Consider the following 622-nt stretch of genomic DNA (forward strand, 5'->3'; position numbering starts at 1 on the left):
AGCCCGGGTGCCGTTTGAGAAAGACCGGGCCTTCTGCTCCAGCTCATCAAAACCCAGAGCGCCGACAATATCCGCTGCTGCCTCGGATATTTTGGCAATGGCTCCGGTAATAAACGTCGCTGCACCTTTCACCACCACCGATAAGCTATTGAACAGGGCCTTTATGCCATTACCCAACACCTGAAACGTGGCGATCACTGTGGTGGCCGTATCCACAATCTTTTGAAACCCGCTGGTCGTGGTATTCACCACCTCATCCAGAGTCAGGTTGGCAAAGAAGGCTTTGAGGCTTTCGGCGATGGCAATAAAGGTCGCGGAGATATTGGTCGCCAGCTCGTCCAGCTTACCGTTGGCCGCCAGCTCATCGAGCTTGTTGCCCACGGCTGTCATTTGAGCCTTGATGTAATCCGCCCAGCCGCTGTCGCTTATGGCTTTGGCGAACAGCTCAAACCGGTCTTTCATGTTCGACCAGAGGCCAGACAGGGTCTTCATGTTCTTCTGGGCCGCGCCCATGGAGCTGGAGCCCATCTCGGCAATCAAGGCCTTTATCACATCGGTACCGAGTTTGCCCTTCTCCGACAGCTCCCGAAGCACCTGCACGTTCTCCCCGGTGGCCTGTTCC

1 protein-coding gene is annotated in these 622 nt (G+C 55.9%); it reads right to left on the bottom strand.

What is annotated here, in order from left to right; all coding sequences use genetic code 11:
* A partial coding sequence (locus E1189_RS23180; RefSeq protein WP_230460044.1) for a tape measure protein occupies positions 1-622 on the bottom strand: 622 nt, incomplete at both ends.

Origin of the sequence: Parendozoicomonas verongulae, assembly GCF_009711465.1 — a bacterium.
GTDB classification, from domain to species: domain Bacteria; phylum Pseudomonadota; class Gammaproteobacteria; order Pseudomonadales; family Endozoicomonadaceae; genus Sansalvadorimonas; species Sansalvadorimonas verongulae.